Source organism: Stenotrophomonas sp. 17(2023) (assembly GCF_030345315.1).
GTDB lineage: Bacteria > Pseudomonadota > Gammaproteobacteria > Xanthomonadales > Xanthomonadaceae > Stenotrophomonas > Stenotrophomonas acidaminiphila.
The window spans coordinates 1,519,815-1,537,062 of sequence record NZ_CP128405.1 but is presented as its reverse complement, the minus strand read 5'-3'; the positions used below and the strand labels follow the sequence as shown (position 1 = coordinate 1,537,062).

General features: G+C 66.3%; 13 protein-coding genes and 1 tRNA gene. All 14 read right to left on the bottom strand.

What is annotated here, in order from left to right; translation table 11 throughout:
• Window positions 1-48: 48 nt before the first annotated feature.
• On the bottom strand, window positions 49-2,682 hold the full coding sequence (infB, locus tag QQA12_RS06855) for a translation initiation factor IF-2 (RefSeq protein ID WP_056930788.1): 2,634 nt from the start codon (window positions 2,680-2,682) through the stop codon (window positions 49-51).
• 95 nt (window positions 2,683-2,777) lie between these two features.
• A complete protein-coding gene (gene nusA / locus QQA12_RS06850; RefSeq protein WP_054664885.1) occupies window positions 2,778-4,289 on the bottom strand; it encodes a transcription termination factor NusA in 1,512 nt (503 codons plus the stop codon).
• Window positions 4,290-4,293: 4 nt separating this feature from the next.
• Window positions 4,294-4,884, bottom strand: a complete 591-nt coding sequence (gene rimP / locus QQA12_RS06845) for a ribosome maturation factor RimP (protein ID WP_054664883.1) — start codon at window positions 4,882-4,884, stop codon at window positions 4,294-4,296.
• 196 nt (window positions 4,885-5,080) lie between these two features.
• Window positions 5,081-5,157 (bottom strand) — tRNA-Met (locus tag QQA12_RS06840).
• 207 nt (window positions 5,158-5,364) lie between these two features.
• Window positions 5,365-6,825, bottom strand: a complete 1,461-nt coding sequence (gene nuoN / locus QQA12_RS06835; protein ID WP_226050290.1) for an NADH-quinone oxidoreductase subunit NuoN — start codon at window positions 6,823-6,825, stop codon at window positions 5,365-5,367.
• A gap of 37 nt (window positions 6,826-6,862) precedes the next feature.
• The gene (locus tag QQA12_RS06830; protein ID WP_226050289.1) at window positions 6,863-8,374 is read right to left on the bottom strand and encodes an NADH-quinone oxidoreductase subunit M; all 1,512 of its coding nucleotides are present in this window, start codon (window positions 8,372-8,374) and stop codon (window positions 6,863-6,865) included.
• A 20-nt stretch (window positions 8,375-8,394) separates the two neighbouring features.
• Window positions 8,395-10,533 carry an NADH-quinone oxidoreductase subunit L gene (gene nuoL / locus QQA12_RS06825; protein ID WP_054664879.1) on the bottom strand — a complete coding sequence of 713 codons (2,139 nt, stop codon included), beginning with the start codon at window positions 10,531-10,533 and terminating at the stop codon, window positions 8,395-8,397.
• A gap of 7 nt (window positions 10,534-10,540) precedes the next feature.
• Entirely contained in the window at window positions 10,541-10,846 is a 306-nt protein-coding gene (nuoK, locus tag QQA12_RS06820; protein WP_054664875.1) for an NADH-quinone oxidoreductase subunit NuoK, read from the bottom strand.
• On the bottom strand, window positions 10,843-11,502 hold the full coding sequence (locus QQA12_RS06815; protein ID WP_056930790.1) for an NADH-quinone oxidoreductase subunit J: 660 nt from the start codon (window positions 11,500-11,502) through the stop codon (window positions 10,843-10,845). Before QQA12_RS06815 ends, nuoK begins: the two co-directional genes overlap by 4 nt.
• Window positions 11,503-11,512: 10 nt before the next feature.
• Complete coding sequence (nuoI, locus tag QQA12_RS06810) at window positions 11,513-12,001, bottom strand: NADH-quinone oxidoreductase subunit NuoI (RefSeq protein ID WP_054664867.1); 489 nt, start codon at window positions 11,999-12,001, stop codon at window positions 11,513-11,515.
• 3 nt (window positions 12,002-12,004) lie between these two features.
• On the bottom strand, window positions 12,005-13,099 hold the full coding sequence (gene nuoH, locus QQA12_RS06805) for an NADH-quinone oxidoreductase subunit NuoH (RefSeq protein ID WP_054664865.1): 1,095 nt from the start codon (window positions 13,097-13,099) through the stop codon (window positions 12,005-12,007).
• Window positions 13,096-15,354: an NADH-quinone oxidoreductase subunit NuoG gene (gene nuoG, locus QQA12_RS06800; RefSeq protein ID WP_226050288.1), complete on the bottom strand. Its 2,259-nt coding sequence runs from the start codon at window positions 15,352-15,354 to the stop codon at window positions 13,096-13,098. Before nuoG ends, nuoH begins: the two co-directional genes overlap by 4 nt.
• Entirely contained in the window at window positions 15,351-16,688 is a 1,338-nt protein-coding gene (nuoF, locus tag QQA12_RS06795; protein WP_054664860.1) for an NADH-quinone oxidoreductase subunit NuoF, read from the bottom strand. The genes nuoG and nuoF overlap by 4 nt, the downstream gene beginning before the upstream one ends.
• 3 nt (window positions 16,689-16,691) lie before the next feature.
• Window positions 16,692-17,219, bottom strand: a complete 528-nt coding sequence (gene nuoE / locus QQA12_RS06790; RefSeq protein WP_054664857.1) for an NADH-quinone oxidoreductase subunit NuoE — start codon at window positions 17,217-17,219, stop codon at window positions 16,692-16,694.
• Window positions 17,220-17,248: the final 29 nt, after the last annotated feature.

The window sequence follows — 17,248 nt, the reverse complement described above, 5'->3', positions numbered from 1 at the left end:
GGGAAACGCGGCCGGCCCGCGTCGCGCGGGCCGGCCGGTACTGCGTCGTTACAGGGTGCGCGGCACTTCGATGCGCTCGAAGCACTCGATCTGGTCGCCCGCCTTGACGTCGTTGTAGGCCTTCACGCCGATACCGCACTCGGTACCGTTGCGGACCTCGTCCACGTTCTCCTTGAAGCGGCGCAGCGATTCCAGTTCGCCCTCGAACACCACCACGCTGTCGCGCAGCACGCGGATCGGCTTGTTCCGCTTGACCACGCCCTCGACCACCATGCAGCCGGCGACCGCGCCGAACTTGGAGCTGCGGAACACGTCGCGGACCTCGGCGATACCGATGATCTCTTCGCGGATCTCCACGCCCAGCAGGCCCGAAGCCACCTGCTTCACCTGGTCGATCACGTCATAGATGATCGAGAAGTAGCGCAGGTCGACGCCGTTGGATTCGATGATGCGACGGGCCGAAGCATCCGCACGCACGTTGAAGCCGATGACCGTGGCCTTGGAGGCCACCGCCGAGTTGGCGTCGGATTCGGTGATGCCGCCCACGCCGGAGTGGATCACGTTGATCCGGATCTCGTCGTTGGACAGGCCCACCAGCGACTGGCTCAGCGCCTGCACGGAGCCCTGGACGTCGGCCTTGATCAGCAGGTTCAGCACCTGCTGGCCTTCGCCCTTGCCCATCTGCGCCATGATGTCTTCCATGCGGCTGCCGGCACTGGCGACCAGGCGCGATTCGCGGCGCTTGGTCTCGCGCTGCTGCGCCACGTCCTTGGCCAGGCGTTCGTCGTCGACGACCACGAAGTCGTCGCCCGCATCCGGCACGCCGGACAGGCCCAGCACCTGCACCGGGATCGACGGGCCGGCCTCGGCCACCTGGCGGCCGGTTTCGTCGAACAGCGCACGCACGCGGCCGTACTGGATGCCGCACACCAGGTAGTCGCCCTTCTTGAGCTGACCCTGCTGCACCAGCACCGTCGCGACCGGGCCACGGCCCTTGTCCAGCGAGGATTCGATGACCACGCCATTGGCGCGGCCTTCGGCCACGGCCTTCAGCTCCAGCACTTCGGCCTGCAGCGAAATCGCATCCAGCAGGTCGTCGATGCCCTGGCCGGTCTTGGCCGAGATCTCGACCATCTGCGTGTCGCCACCGAAGTCCTCGGCCACGACCTGCTCGGCGAGCAGTTCGTTCTTGACCCGCATCGGATCGGCCGACGACTTGTCGATCTTGTTGATCGCCACCACGATCGGCGCATTGGCCGCACGGGCGTGCTGGATGGCTTCGCGGGTCTGCGGCATGACGCCGTCGTCGGCCGCCACCACCACCACCACCACGTCGGTCAGCTGCGCGCCACGGGCACGCATCGAGGTGAACGCGGCATGGCCGGGGGTGTCGAGGAAGCTGATCACGCCCTTGGGCGTTTCCACGTGGTACGCGCCGATGTGCTGGGTGATGCCGCCGGCCTCGCCGTTGGCGACCTTGGTGCGGCGGATGTAATCCAGCAGCGAGGTCTTGCCGTGGTCGACGTGGCCCATGATGGTAACCACCGGCGGACGCGGCACGGCGTCGCCCTGGTGGGAATCAGTGATGGCCAGCAGCGCGTCCTCGGCATCGTTGTTGCCGGCGCGCACGACCTTGTGGCCGAGCTCTTCGGTCACCAGCGCCGCGGTGTCGTGGTCGATGGACTGGGTGATGGTCGCCATGACGCCCATCTTGAACAGCGCCTTGACCACTTCGCCGCCCTTCAGCGCCAGCTTCTGCGCCAGATCGGCCACGGTGATGGTGTCGCCGATGGCGACCTCGCGCACCACCGGTGCGGTCGGACGCTCGAAGCCGTGGCTGCCGCCACCGCCGCGCGACTGCTCGGCGCCACGACGGCCCTGCGGCGCGCGTGCGCCCGGGCGGCCACGGGAATTGCTGTTGTTGCCGCCGCGGCGGGCGCGGTCGGACGGCGACAGGTGCAGCTGGCCGCCGAAGCGGTTGCCGCCGTTGTCGTCGGACGACTGCGGGCCGCGCGACTTGCTGCCCGGCTTGGCATGCGCGGCACGATCGTCGCGCACGGCGTGCGGACGGCTCGGCGACGGCGCATGGCGCACGTTCTTCACCACCGGCTCCTCGTCCTCGTCCTCGGCGGCGCGGGCCGGCGCCTGGGGGGCCTGCGCGGCCTCCTCGGCTGCCTTGCGCTCGGCTTCGGCACGCAGCCGCTCGGCCTCCTCGGCCGCCTTCTGCCTGGCGATTTCCTCGTCGCGCGCGCGGTCCTTCTCGGCCAGCATGCGCTGCTCGTCGAGGTTGCGCTGGCGCGACTCCTCGAGCTTGCGCAGGATCTCGGCGCGCTCGGCATCGGCATCCATCGGCGCGCCGGCGGCCGGCTTGACGTAGGTGCGCTTCTGGCGCACTTCGACGTTGACCGTGGTCTTGCTGCGGCCGGCGTTGACCGTCACTTCCTGCTGCGTGCGGCGGCTCAGGGTGATCTTCTTCGGCGCGGCGTCAGCCTCGTCGGCGACCTGCTCGTCCTTGCCGTGGGAACGGCGAAGGAAACCGAGCAGCTTCACTTTCTCGGCACTGGTCACGACCTGGTCGGGACCGCTGAACTTCATGCCGGCCTTGGCCAGCTGTTCCAGCAGTTTCTCCACCGGCGTGTTGACCAGTTGGGCGAGCTTGCGGATGGTGGTTTGCTGCGACATTCGGATCCTATGATCTTGTTGGCGCCCCCTCGATACGGACGAAGGCAGCGCGGAGTCTACGCCCTGAGCGGCTCAGGGCCCTGTTCATCGCTGGCTCATTCGCCGCGCTCCAGACGGGCGATCTCCTCGGCGCGGGCTGCCAGGACCAGCGCCGCGGCGCGCTCCAGGTCCATGCCCTCGATGCCGAACTCCAGGACTTCGTCGGCCGCCAGGTCCGACAGGTCCTCGCTGGTGCGCACGCCGTTTCCGGCCAGCGCGTAGGCCGTGGCCTCGTCCATGCCCGGCAGCGCCAGCAGGTCGGCGGTCGGCACGCCTTCCTCGGCGCCCTCCTCCACCGCCAGCGCCTCGTTGAGCAGCGCGTCGCGGGCACGGGCGCGCAGTTCCTCGACGATGTCCTCGTCGAAGCCCTCCACGGCCAGCAGCTCGCCGATCGGCACGTAGGCGATTTCCTCGACGGTGCTGAAGCCCTCGCTGACCAGGATGCCGGCGATTTCCTCGTCCACTTCCAGCTTGTCCATGAACAGCTGGCGGGCGACGGCCTGCTCGGCCTCGGACTTGGCGGTGACCTGGTCCTGGGTCATCACGTTGAGCTGCCAGCCGGTCAGGCGGCTGGCCAGGCGCACGTTCTGGCCGCCCTTGCCGATGGCCTGGGCCAGGCGCTCTTCGGCCACGGCCAGGTCCATCGAGTGCTTTTCCTCATCGACGATGATGGACTGCACTTCGGCCGGCGCCATCGCATTGATGACGAAGTTGGCCGGGTTCTCGTTCCACAGCACGATGTCCACGCGCTCGCCGTTGAGCTCGTTGCTCACCGCCTGCACGCGCGAACCGCGCATGCCGATGCAGGCGCCGATCGGATCGGTGCGGCTGTCGTGGGCGATGACCGCGATCTTGGCGCGGTCACCCGGGTCGCGGGCGCAGGCCTTGATCTCGACCAGGCCCTGGCCGACTTCCGGCACTTCCAGCTTGAACAGCTCGATCATGAACTCGGGCGCGGCGCGGCTGATGAACAGCTGCGGGCCACGCGGCTCCGAGCGCACTTCGGCCAGGTAGCCGCGCACGCGGTCGCCGGCGCGCAGCACGTCGCGCGGGATGCCCTTGTCCTTCGGGATGAAGGCCTCGGCGTTGCCGCCCAGGTCGACGTAGATGTTGCCGCGCTCGGCGCGCTTGACCACGCCGGTCACCAACTCGCCGACGCGATCCTTCCACGCGTCCACGACCTGCTGGCGCTCGGCTTCGCGCACGCGCTGCACGATCACCTGCTTGGCGGCCTGCGCGGCGATGCGACCAAAATCCGGGTTCTCGATCTGTTCCTCGATGTAGTCGCCGACCTCGACGCCATCGGCCTCGTCGATCGCGTCCATCAGGCGGATCTGGCGGTCCGGCGATTCCATCACCACGTCGTCGGCCACGACTTCCCAGCGACGGAAAGTCTCGTAGCTGCCGTCCTTGTGGTCGATCGAAACGCGCGCGAGCACGTCCTGGTCCACATAGCGCTTCTTGGCCGCGGAGGCGAGCGCCGCCTCGATCGCATCGAAGATCACTTCGCGCGGCACGCCTTTCTCATTGGCGACCGCGTCGACTACCAGCAGAAGTTCCTTGCTCATCGGCTTACTCCGCGCGCGGCTTTCGGGCCGCGGTTTCGTTATTGGATTTGTTCCTGGCCGCGCTCCCCTGCCTGGGGGCCGGACCGGTCGGTTTGGTCGGAGCCAGGCCAAGCGCGGCCCAGTCCGGAATGATGCGCGCCTTGTCGATGTTGTCGAAGGCCGCCACGAACGGCTTGCCATCGACCACGAAGGTCACGGTGCCGGCATCGGCGTCCACCGCGGCGATCTCGCCCTGCAGGCGGCGCCGGTTCTCCTGCGGCAGCTTCAGGCCGACCTTGGCGGACTCGCCCAGGTGGCGCTCGAACTGCTCCAGCGTGAACAGCGGCCGGTCCACGCCCGGGGAGGACACCTCCAGCGTGTAGTTGCCGCTGATCGGATCCTCGACATCCAGCTGCGCGGAGACCTCGCGGCTCACCCGCTCGCAGTCGTCGATGTTGACCACGCGCTCGGGCTGTTCGGCCAGCGGCACGTCGATGTACAGACGCAGCGTGGCGCCGCCCGGCGCCGGCAGATACTCGGCGCCCAGCAGATCCAGGCCCAACGCCTGCACGGTGGGGCCCAGCAGATTCGCGATTTCAGTAGCCTTGTCGCTCACAGCCTGCCTTGATTTGGTAATGGGTAAACGGGAAAAACCGGCCGGACTTTTCGTTTTGCGGAAACAACAAAGGGCCCGACTGGGCCCTTTGTCCGGTATGAATCCGGTGACTGGATTCCGGTTGCAGGAACGGAAGCAATCGTTCCTGCGAGCCCAGATTCAGCCTTCGACAACAGATGTTGAAGAAGGCCGGAACTGGTAGCGGGGGCAGGATTTGAACCTGCGACCTTCGGGTTATGAGCCCGACGAGCTGCCAGACTGCTCCACCCCGCAGCAGAAGCGGAATTATGAAGTAATTGGACCGTTACCGCAAGTCTTTTTTACTTCATTGTTTCAGGAAATCCGGGGATTCCGCTGAAACCCGGAACGCTCCACGTTCCGGCTAACCATCCTTGGATGGTCTGGCGATACCGGCTTGCCGGCACCGCCATCAACTCAGTGCGCGCATATTACATGAATCGCGCCGTTTTGTATCGCTTTTTATGACAAATGAGCAAATGCATTGCGCATCCAGGCCAGCAGCGGCCCCAGGGCAACCGGCAGCAGCAGCAGGGCCACGCAGTTCACGCCCAGCACGATGCCCAGGAGACGGTCATTGTTGCGCGGCAGCGGCTCGCCCACCGGCTCGTCGAAGTACATGACCTTGACCACGCGCAGGTAGTAGAAGCAGCCCACCACCGCACTCATGACGCCCAGGATCACCAGCCACAGCAGGCCACCGTTGACCGCGGCGCCCAGCACCGCCAGCTTGGCCCAGAAACCCAGGAACGGCGGGATGCCGGCCAGCGAGAACATGGCGCACAGCATGAGCCCGGCCATCCACGGATTGCGTGCATTCAGGCCCTTGAAGTCGTCGATGCTCTCTGCCTCGAAGCCGGAGCGCGACAGCGCGACGATCACGCCGAAAGCGGCGGTGGACATGATCGCGTAGGCCACGGCGTAGAACATGGCCGAGGAGTACCCGGCGGCGCCACCGCCGGCCACGCCCATCAGCAGGAAACCGATGTGCGAGACGGTCGAATAGGCCAGCATGCGCTTGAGGTTGACCTGGGCGATGGCCATCAGGTTGCCCACCACCAGCGACAGCGCGGCAAGGCCGGCGAGCACGTACTGCAGTTCGGCCGACAGCGGGCCGACACCGGCTTCGAGCAGGCGGTAGGCCATGCCGAACGCAGCCAGCTTCGGCGCCGAGCTGATGAACAGCGCGATCGGCGCCGGCGCGCCCTGGTAGACGTCGGGCAGCCACATGTGGAACGGCGCGGCGCCGAGCTTGAAGGCGACGCCGGCGACCATGAACACCGCACCGGTCAGCAGCAGCACGCGCTCGTCCGAATGCGCGGCGGCGGCGTGGATCACGTCAAGGTGCAGCGAACCGGTGGCGCCGTAGACCAGCGACATGCCGTACAGCAGCAGGCCCGAGGCCAGCGAGCCGAGCACGATGTACTTCATGCCCGCTTCGGCGGCCAGCTTGTTGTCGCGGTTGCTGGCCACCAGCGCATACGAGCACAGCGCCAGCAGTTCCAGCCCCAGGTAGACCATCAGCAGGCTGCCGGCGGAGACCAGCAGCATCATGCCCGCGGTGGCGAACAGGACCAGCACCGCGATCTCGCCCTGGTACAGGTTGCGCTCGCGCAGGTAGCTCCACCCATAGATCAGGGTCAGGCCGCTGACCAGCACCACCACCGTCTTCATGACGTCGGCGGCGTTGTCGCGGATGAACATGCCATGGAATACCTCGCCCTGCCCGCCCACGCCGCCAAGCAGCATGGCGAAAGCAACGGCAAGGATCGCGACCGACAGGAAGTGGGTCCAGACCTTGTGGCGGTTGCTGATGAACAGATCGAGGATCAGCAGGGCGAAGGCCCCGCCGATCACCACCAGTTCTGGCAGCAACGGCGGGAGGTCGGCGGCGGTCAACGGCAGTAGCGTCGGCGTTGTCATCATCAAATCCTGGAATCAATACTCTCGACGGGGCCGCTTACAGCAGCTTGCTCGATGCGATCTGCATCGCCAGCTTGGCGATGGAGGGCTCCATCAGTTCGGTCAGCGGCCGCGGGTACAGGCCCAGTGCCAGCGTACCGATGGCGAACACGCCCAGCACCAGCCATTCGCGCCCGTTGATGTCCTTCATCCCGGCCACGTGGGCGTTGCCCACCTCGCCGAAGAACACGCGCTTGTACAGCCACAGCGAATACGCCGCGCCGATGATCAGCGTGGTGGCCGCACCCAGCGCCACCAGCGGCTCCCACTGGAAGCTGGCCAGCACCACCATGAACTCGCCCACGAAACCGCTGGTGCCCGGCAGGCCGGAGTTGGCCATGAAGAACAGCAGCGCGAACGCGGCGAACCAAGGCATCACGTTGGCCACGCCGCCGTAGTCGGCGATGCGGCGGGTATGCAGCCGGTCATAGAGCACGCCGATGCAGGAGAACATCGCGCCGGACACGAAGCCGTGCGAGACCATCTGCACCATCGCGCCCTGCAGGCCCAGGCGGGCGGCGTCGGCGTTGCCCGCCTCGCGCACCAGCCACAGCGCGGTGAACGTACCCAGGGTCACGAAGCCCATGTGCGCGATCGACGAATAGGCCACCAGCTTCTTCATGTCGTCCTGCACCAGCGCCACCAGGCCGACGTAGATCACCGCCACCAGCGACAGCGCGATCACCAGCCAGGCCCACTCGTGGCTGGCATCGGGCACGATCGGCAGGTTGAAGCGCAGGAAGCCGTAGCCACCGATCTTCAGCGCGATCGCGGCCAGGATCACCGAGCCGGCGGTCGGCGCTTCCACGTGGGCGTCCGGCAGCCAGGTATGCACCGGGAACATCGGCACCTTGACCGCGAAGGCGATCAGGAACGCGAAGAACACCCAGGTCTGCTCCCTGGCCGACAGCTGCAGCTGGTACAGGTCGGCCAGCTGGAAGCTGCCGCCCTTGATGTACAGGTAGATCAGCGCCACCAGCATCAGCACCGAGCCGAGGAAGGTGTACAGGAAGAACTTCAGCGCGGCATAGATGCGGCGCGGGCCGCCCCAGACACCGATGATCAGGAACATCGGGATCAGCATGGCTTCGAAGAACACGTAGAACAGCATCGCGTCGGTGGCGGCGAAGATGCCCACCGTCACGCCTTCCAGGATCAGGAAGGCGGCCACGTACTGGTTCACGCGCTTGTCGATCACGCCCCAGGCGCCGATCAGTGCCAGCACGCCCACCAGGGTGGTCAGCAGCACCAGCGCGATGGCGATGCCGTCCACCGCCAGGTTGTAGCCGATGCCGTAGGCGGGAATCCACGGGTGCTGCTCGACGAACTGCATCACGTCGGCTGCGGCGCGGTCATAGCCGCTGAGCAGGCCGAGGCTCAACAGGAAGGTGAGCAGTGCCACCGCCAGGGATGCCCAACGGGCAGCCTGGGCGTTGCGCACGGCAAGAATCAACGCACCGCCGAGGATCGGCAGCCAGATGAGGATACTGAGTAGGGGCCAGTTCGACACGTCTTCTTATTCCGTACAGGTCAACGCGAGAAATGCATCAGCAGGCCCAGCAGGGCGATCAGGCCGATGATCATCACGAAGGCGTAGTGGTAGAGGAAACCGGATTGGGTGCGGCGCAGCAGGTTGGCGGCAAGCTCGACCACGCGGGCCGCACCGTTCACCACCCCATCCACCACGTTGCTGTCCACGGCACGGGCGGCCTTGCCAAGCTTGACGCTGCCACCGGCGAAACCATCGATCCACAGCTTGTCGAAACCGTACTTGTTCTCCAGCACCGATACGACCGGCGCCAGGGCCTTGCGGGACTTGCCTGCCAGCTCGGGCTTCCAGATATAGAACACCCAGGCCAGGATGAAACCGGCCACCGTCAGCCAGAACGCCGGCATCTTCATGCCGTGCAGCGCATAACCGACCGAACCATGCCAGAACTCCCTGCCGACGGCGGCGATGGTGTCGCGGGCCGGATCGTAGAAGTCGACGATACCGGTGAAGAACGACAGGGTCTGGCCCGGCACGCCGGTTGCCGCGGCATGGCCGTCCCAGCCGGTGCCGAACAGCATCGGGCCGATGGTGAAGAAACCGATCAGGATGGACGGGATCGCCAGCAGGATCAGCGGCAGGGTCACCACCCACGGCGACTCGTGCGGCTCGTGCGCGCCATGTCCATGATGGTCGTCATGGTGGTGGGCGTCGTGGCCGTGGTCATCGTGCGCGTCGCGGAAGCGTTCCTTGCCGAAGAAGGTCAGGAACAGCAGGCGGAAGCTGTAGAAGCTGGTGACGATCACGCCGCCCAGCACCGCCCAGTAGCCGTAGGTCGCCACCCAGTTGTCCGAGGTGTGGGCATGCAGCGCGGCGGCCTCGATGATGGTGTCCTTCGAATAGAAACCGGCGAAGAACGGGGTACCGACCAGCGCCAGGGTACCGATCCACATGGTGATGTGGGTGATCGGCATGTACTTGCGCAGGCCGCCCATCTTCATCATGTTCTGCTCGTGGTGCATGCCGATGATGACCGAGCCGGCGCCCAGGAACAGCAGCGCCTTGAAGAAGGCGTGGGTCATCAGGTGGAACACCGCGCCCGAGTAGGCCGACACGCCCAGGGCCACGGTCATGTAGCCCAGCTGCGACAGGGTCGAGTAGGCGACCACGCGCTTGATGTCGTTCTGCACGATGCCGATCAGGCCGGTGAAGAAGGCCGTGGTGGCACCGATGAACAGCACGAAGTTCAGCGCGGTCTGCGACAGCTCGAACAGCGGCGACATGCGGGTCACCATGAAGATGCCGGCGGTGACCATGGTGGCGGCGTGGATCAGCGCCGAGATCGGGGTCGGGCCTTCCATCGAATCGGGCAGCCACACGTGCAGCGGCACCTGCGCCGACTTGCCCATCGCGCCGATGAACAGGCAGATGCAGATCAGGGTGGCGATCGACCAGATCACCGGCTCGCTCAGCACCTGCACCGGATGGCCGAACAGGTTGATCGAGCCAGACCACACCTGGACCAGCGCGTTGGGGTCGTTCAGCAGCGGCGCGTTGGCGAACACCGTCGCGTAGTCCAGGGTGCCGAACACCCACAGCACGGCGGCGATACCCAGCAGGAAGCCGAAGTCGCCGACGCGGTTGACCAGGAACGCCTTCATGTTGGCGAAGATCGCGCTGGGCTTCTTGAAGTAGAAGCCGATCAGCAGGTACGACACCAGGCCCACCGCTTCCCAGCCGAAGAACAGCTGCAGGAAGTTGTTGCTCATCACCAGGGTGAGCATCGAGAAGGTGAACAGCGAGATGTAGCTGAAGAAGCGCTGGTAGCCGTCGTCATCGGCCATGTAGCCGATCGAGTAGACGTGCACCAGCAGCGACACGAACGTCACCACCACCATCATCATCGCGGTCAGGCGGTCGACCATGAAACCGACGTGCGCGGCGTACTGGCCGACTTCGAAGAAGGTGTAGATGTTCTGGTTGAACGGCTGCGCCCCGCCCCACAGCAACTGGTAGAGGGTGTGCATCGACAGCGCGCAGCTGACCGCGACGCCGAGGATGGTGGCGTACTGGGCACCCTTGCGCCCCACCTGGCGACCGAACAGGCCGGCGATGATGCTGCCGAGCAGCGGTGCCAGCACCACTGCGATCAACAGACTCTTGGAGAGAGTGATTTCCATCTGTGGGTCAGCCCTTCAACGAATCGACTTCGCCAACGTTGATGGTGTGGCGGGTACGGAACAGGGTCACCAGGATCGCGAGGCCGATGGCGGCTTCCGCCGCGGCCACGGTCAGGATGAAGAACACGAACAGCTGGCCGGCGGTATCGCCGAGCTGCCGCGAAAAGGCGACGAAGTTGATGTTCACCGACAGCAGCATCAACTCGATCGACATCAGCAGCACGATGATGTTCTTGCGGTTGAGGAAGATGCCGGCGACGGAGATGCAGAACATCACCGCGCCCAGCGCGAGCATATGGCCCAGGGAAATCATGGCTTGGCCTCCTCGCCGCCTTCGTTGTGCGTGGTGTCGGTCAGCGGCACCGGCTTCTCGGCCGCCATCTTCACGATGCGCAGGCGGTCGCTGGCGCGGACGCGGGTCTGCTCCGACGGGTTCTGCGACTTCACGCCGGTGCGGCGGCGCAGGGTCAGCATCACCGCGGCGATCACCGCCACGGTCAGGATCACCGCGGCGAACTCAAACGGCAGCAGGTATTCGGTGAACAGGCTGCGTGCCAGCCAGGTGATGTTGGAGCTGTCGGCGGCGACCGCGGCGGCATTGTCGGCCGGAAACGGCGCGGCCATGCGGGCCTTGATGCCGATCAGGGTCAGCATCTGCAGCAGCATCACCACCGCGACCACCAGCCCGACCGGCAGGTAGCGCACCCAGCCTTCACGCAGGCTGTCGGTCTCGACATCCAGCATCATCACCACGAACAGGAACAGCACCATCACCGCGCCCACGTACACCAGCACCAGGGTGACACCCAGGAACTCGGCGCCGACCAGCAGCCAGACGCAGGCGATGGAGAAGAACGTCAGGATCAGGCACAGCACGGCATACACCGGGTTGCGCACGCTGATCACCGACAGGGCCGAGAGCCCTGCCACGATCGAGAAGAACCAGAAAGCGATATTTACCCAATCCATCTTTCGGTCCTCAACGGAAGGCGGCGTCGGCGGCGCGGCGCTCGGCGATCTCGGCCTCCAGCCGATCACCGATGGCCAGCAGCTGCGGCTTGGTGACGATATTCTCGCCACGGTTCTCGAAGTGGTACTCCAGGATATGGGTTTCCACGATCGAGTCCACCGGGCAGCTCTCCTCGCAGAAACCGCAGAAGATGCACTTGAACAGGTCGATCTCGTAGCGCGTGGTGCGGCGGGTGCCGTCCTCGCGCTTGGCCGAGTCGATGGTGATGGCCAGCGCCGGGCATACCGCCTCGCACAGCTTGCAGGCGATGCAGCGTTCCTCGCCGTTCGGATAACGGCGCAGCGCGTGCAGGCCGCGGAAACGCGGCGACTGCGGGAACTTCTCCATCGGGTACAGCACGGTGTACTTGGGCTTGAATGCGTACTTCAGCGTCAGCCACATGCCGGAGACGAGCTCCAGCAGCAGCAGGCTCTTGAAATAGTGGGTGATCTTTTTCATGAATCAAACGCCTCTCTGGATCACGCCGTAGAACACGAGCAGTGCGGTCACCGCGATCCACGCGATGGTCAGCGGGATGAACACCTTCCAGCCCAGACGCATGATCTGGTCGTAGCGGAAGCGCGGGAACGTGGCACGGAACCAGATGTAGGAACTGGCGAAGAAGAAGACCTTGGCCAGCAGCCACGGCCAACCGCCGTTCCAGATCCAGTTGACCCAGGGCGACACGTCCGCCGTGACCCAGCCCTGGATCGGGCTCAGCCAGCCGCCCATGAAGAAGATCGAGATCAGGAAGCTGATCAGGATCATGTTGGCGTACTCGGCCAGGAAGAACAGCGCGAACGCACCACCGGAGTACTCGACCATGTGGCCGGCGACGATTTCGGACTCGCCTTCGACCACGTCGAACGGAGCGCGGTTGGTCTCGGCCACGCCGGACACCCAGTACACGACGAACAGCGGCAGCAGCGGCAGCAGGAACCAGTCGAACAGGCCGGAACTGCCCTGCTGCGCCAGCACGATCTCGCTCAGGTTGAGGCTGCCGGCGGCGATCATCACGCCGACCAGCGCGAAGCCCATCGCGATCTCGTAGCTGACCATCTGCGCGGCCGAACGCATCGCGCCGAGGAAGGCGTACTTGGAGTTCGACGCCCAGCCGGCCAGGATCACGCCGTAGATGCCCAGCGAGGTCATCGCCAGCAGGTACAGCAGGCCGACGTTGGCGTTGGACAGCACCAGCTTGTAGTCGAACGGGACCACCGACCAGGCCGCGAACGACGGTGCCAGCACGATCAGCGGCGCCAGCACGTACATCGCCTTGTGCGCGTTGGCCGGGCGCACGATTTCCTTGAACAGCAGCTTGGTGACGTCGGCGAAGGCCTGCAGCAGGCCGCCGAGGCCGACGTACATCGGCCCGTGGCGCACGTGCATCCAGCCGATCAGCTTGCGCTCCCACAGCACGTAGAACGCCACCGATATGATGATCGGCATGGCGATGACCAGGATCTTCAGCACCGTCCACAGCACGATGCCGATGTCGCCCAGCGCCAGCAACCACTGGTGCAGCGGATCGACCGCGTTCAACAGCAACTCGTTCATGCAGCCACCACCGTTACCCGAGCGGCGCCCAGCGGCGCGGTGGCGCCGTGGCCCGATTCAATCCAGACCGTACCGGCGGCGACGCGCGCGTCGACCACGACCGGCAGGGTCGCCTTGCCGGCATCGGTGCCGACCTTGGCCATCTGCCCTTCCACCAGTTGCAGGCGCGCGGCGTCATCGGCGTTGAGCACGATGCGCGGCGCGTTGTTAAGCGGATGCGCCTGCAGCGCCTCGGCACGGCGGACCACCGCATCGGTGCGGTAGATCGCGGCGGTCGAAGCCACCTCCAGGCCCTCGCCCGCCACCTGCGGCTGCGCCGAGGCGGCCACGTCGACCTGCACCGGCTGCAGGCCGGCACGCAGGCCTGCCAGGTCGGTGAAGCCGAAACCGGCCAGCTGCAGGTCGCCGCCCAGGGCGCGCAGCACGCGCCAGCCCTCGCGGGCCTCGCCCGGCAGCTTGCCACCGGCACGGGCCTGCTGCTCGCGGCCGTCGAGGTTGGTCAGGGTCGCGTCGACTTCCGGCAGCGCGCCGATCGGCAGGATCACGTCGGCCACGTCGCGGGTCGAGGCGCAGGCGAACTGGCTGAACGCCACCACCTTGGCGCCGGCCAGCGCCTTGCGCGCGGCGGCGCTGTCGGCGAAGTCCAGGCCCGGCTCGATGCCGTACAGCACGTAGGCCTTGCGCGGCTGCGCAAGCATCGTGGCGACGTCCTTGCCGGCCGGCAACACGCCGGCGCGGGACAGGCCGACGGCGTTGGCACCCTGCGGGATGCGGCACAGCCTGGCGCCGGTGGCGGCGGCGAAATCGCGCGCGGCGGCGCGGATCGCGGCGGCCTGCGGGTGATTCTCGGCGATGCCACCGACGATCAGAACGGTGTTGCCACCGCCCTGCACCGCCGAACGCAGCTCGGCGCTGGCCAGGGCTTCGGCGAACCTGGACGGGGCGACGATCTGCTTGCCGGCCAGGCTGAACGCGAAGTCGAAATCGACCGGGTTGACCGCGAAGATCCGCGCGCCGTTCTTGGTCTGCGCCTTGCGCAGGCGGGCGTGCAGCAGCGGCAGCTCGTGGCGGACGTTGCTGCCCAGCAGGACGATGCGGTCGGCCGCTTCGATCTCGGCCAGCGGGGCCGCGAACACTTCGGCCGTGGCCGCGTCCGAGAAATCGCGGTTGTCGATGCGGTGGTCGATGTTGCCGCTGCCCAGGCCGGTGGCCAGGCGGGCCAGCAGCGCGCCCTCCTCGTTGGAGGTGGACGGATGCACCAGCACGCCGAGGTCGTCGCCGCGGTTGCCGTCCAGGATCTCGCGGGCGGCGGCCAGGCCTTCGGCCCAGCTCACTTCCTTCCACTCGCCGTTGACCTTCTGCAGCGGCTTGAGCGCGCGGTCGGCGGCATACAGGCCCTGGTGCGAATAACGGTCGCGGTCGGACAGCCAGCACTCGTTGACCAGTTCGTTGTCGCGCGGCACCGCGCGCAGCACTTCGCCGCGCCGCACGTGCAGGAACAGGTTCGAGCCCATCGCGTCGTGGTAGCCGAGCGACTCACGCGCGGTGAGTTCCCACGGACGCGCCTTGAACTGGAACACCTTGTTGGTCAGCGCGCCGACCGGGCACACGTCGATCACGTTGCCGGACAGCTCGGTGGTCAGCGGCTTGCCGTCGTAGGTGCCGATCTGCAGGTTCTCGCCGCGGTACATGCCGCCCAGCTCGTAGGTACCGGCGATCTCGGCGGTGAAGCGCACGCAGCGGGTGCACTGGATGCAGCGGGTCATCTCGGTGGCGACCAGCGGCCCCATGTCCTCGTCGGCCACCACGCGCTTGCGCTCGTTGAAGCGGCTGACCGAGCGGCCGTAGCCCAGCGACACGTCCTGCAGCTCGCACTCGCCGCCCTGGTCGCAGATCGGGCAGTCCAGCGGGTGGTTGATCAGCAGGAACTCCATGACCGAGCGCTGGTACTTCAGCGCCTTTTCGTTGCGGGTCTGGATCTTCATGCCGTCCATGACCGGCGTGGCGCACGCCGGCGACGGCTTGGGCGACTTCTCGACGTCGACCAGGCACATGCGGCAGTTAGCCGCGATCGGCAGCTTCTCGTGGTAGCAGAAGCGCGGAATCGAAATGCCGGCCTTGTCGGCGGCCTGGATGATCATCGACCCCTTGGGCGCGAACAGCGTCTGCCCATCGATCTCGATGGTGACGTGTCCTTCCGGCACCACGGGTGCCTCGCTCGGGTTTCCGCTCGGATTTACAGGTTGCGCGCTCATGCGGCAGCAGCCTCCACCTTCTTGCCGTCAACCATCGAATGACCGTTGACGATGTAGTACTCGAATTCGTCCCAGAACTGGCGCAGGAACCCCTGGATCGGCCAGGCCGCCGCTTCGCCGAAGGCGCAGATGGTGTGGCCTTCGATCTGACCGGCGACGGTGCGCAGCTGGTGCAGGTCTTCCATCGTGGCCTTGCCGGCGACGATGCGCTCCAGCACGCGGTGCATCCAGCCGGTGCCCTCACGGCACGGGGTGCACTGGCCGCACGATTCCTTGTGGAAGAACTGGCTGATGCGGCACGCGAACTTGACGCAGCACACGCTGTCGTCCAGCACCACGATGGCCCCGGAGCCCAGGCCCGAGCCCAGCGCGCGGATGGTGTCGTAGTCCATCGGCAGCCCCTTGAGCTGCTCGGCGGTCAGCACCGGCATCGACACGCCGCCCGGGATCGCCGCCTTCAGCTTGCGGCCCGGACGCAGGCCACCGGCCATTTCCAGCAGTTCGTCGAAGGTGGTGCCCAGCGGCACTTCGAAGTTGCCGCCCTTCTGCACGCAGCCGGAGACGGAGAAGCACTTCGGGCCGCCGTTGGCGGTCTTGCTCAGGCCCTTGAACCACTCCGGGCCGTTGCGGATGATCGCCGGCACCGAGCCGTAGGTTTCGGTGTTGTTGATCGTCGACGGCTTGCCGTACAGGCCGAAGTTGGCCGGGAACGGCGGCTTGTAGCGCGGCTGGCCCTTCTTGCCTTCCAGCGACTCCATCAGCGCAGTTTCTTCGCCGCAGATGTAGGCACCGGCGCCCAGCGCCGCGTAGATGTCGATGTCCACGCCGCTGCCCAGCACGTTCTTGCCCAGCCAGCCATGCTTGTAGGCATCGGCCAGGGCCTGCTCGAAGTGCTCGAACGGCTCGTGGTGGAACTCGCCGCGCAGGTAGTTGTAGCCCACGGTCGAGCCGGTGGCGTAGCAGGCGATGGCCATGCCCTCCACCACCGAATGCGGGTTGTAGCGCAGGATGTCGCGGTCCTTGCAGGTACCCGGCTCGGACTCGTCCGAGTTGCACAGGATGTACTTCTGCGGCGCGTCCTTGGGCATGAACGACCACTTCAGGCCGGTCGGGAAGCCTGCGCCGCCGCGGCCGCGCAGGCCGGACTGCTTGACCATCTCGATCACGTCGGCCGGCGCGATCTTCTCCTCGAGGATCTTGCGCAGCGCGGCGTAGCCACCGGTCTTGAGGTAGTTCTCGTACGACCACGGGGTGTCGTAGTGCAGCGTGGTGTAGACCACGTTGTGCGGAAGCGGCGCCGGACCGACCGGGCCCCTGGATTCGTGGTGTGCCATGCCTTACTCCAGCCCGTCCAGCAGCGCGTCGACCTGGTCCAGCGTCAGGCGCTCGTGGTAGTGACCGTTGATGACCATCATCGGCGCGCCCGCGCAGCCGGCCAGGCACTCTTCCTCGCGCTTGAGGTAGACGCGGCCGTCCGGGGTCGATTCGCCGTGCTTGATGCCCAGCTTCTTCTCGCAATGGCGCACGATGTCCTCGGCGCCATTGAGCCAGCAGCTGATGTTGGTGCAGATGGCGACGTTGTTGCGGCCGACCTTCTCGGTCTCGAACATCGAGTAGAAGCTGGCGACCTCGTAGGCCCACACGAACGGCAGGTCCAGGTACTTGGCCACCGCGGCGATCAACTCGTCGCTCAGCCAGCCCTGGTTCTGCTCCTGCGCGGCATGCAGGCCCTGCAGCACCGCCGAGCGCTTGCGTTCCGGCGGGAACTTCGTCAGCCAGTGATCGATGTGAGCACGGGTCTTGTCGCTCAACACCACCATCGGGTCGACGTCACGCGCCGCCTCGAAATTACCTGTCGCCTTCATCGGCCGACCTCAACCAATAGCAGATCCTG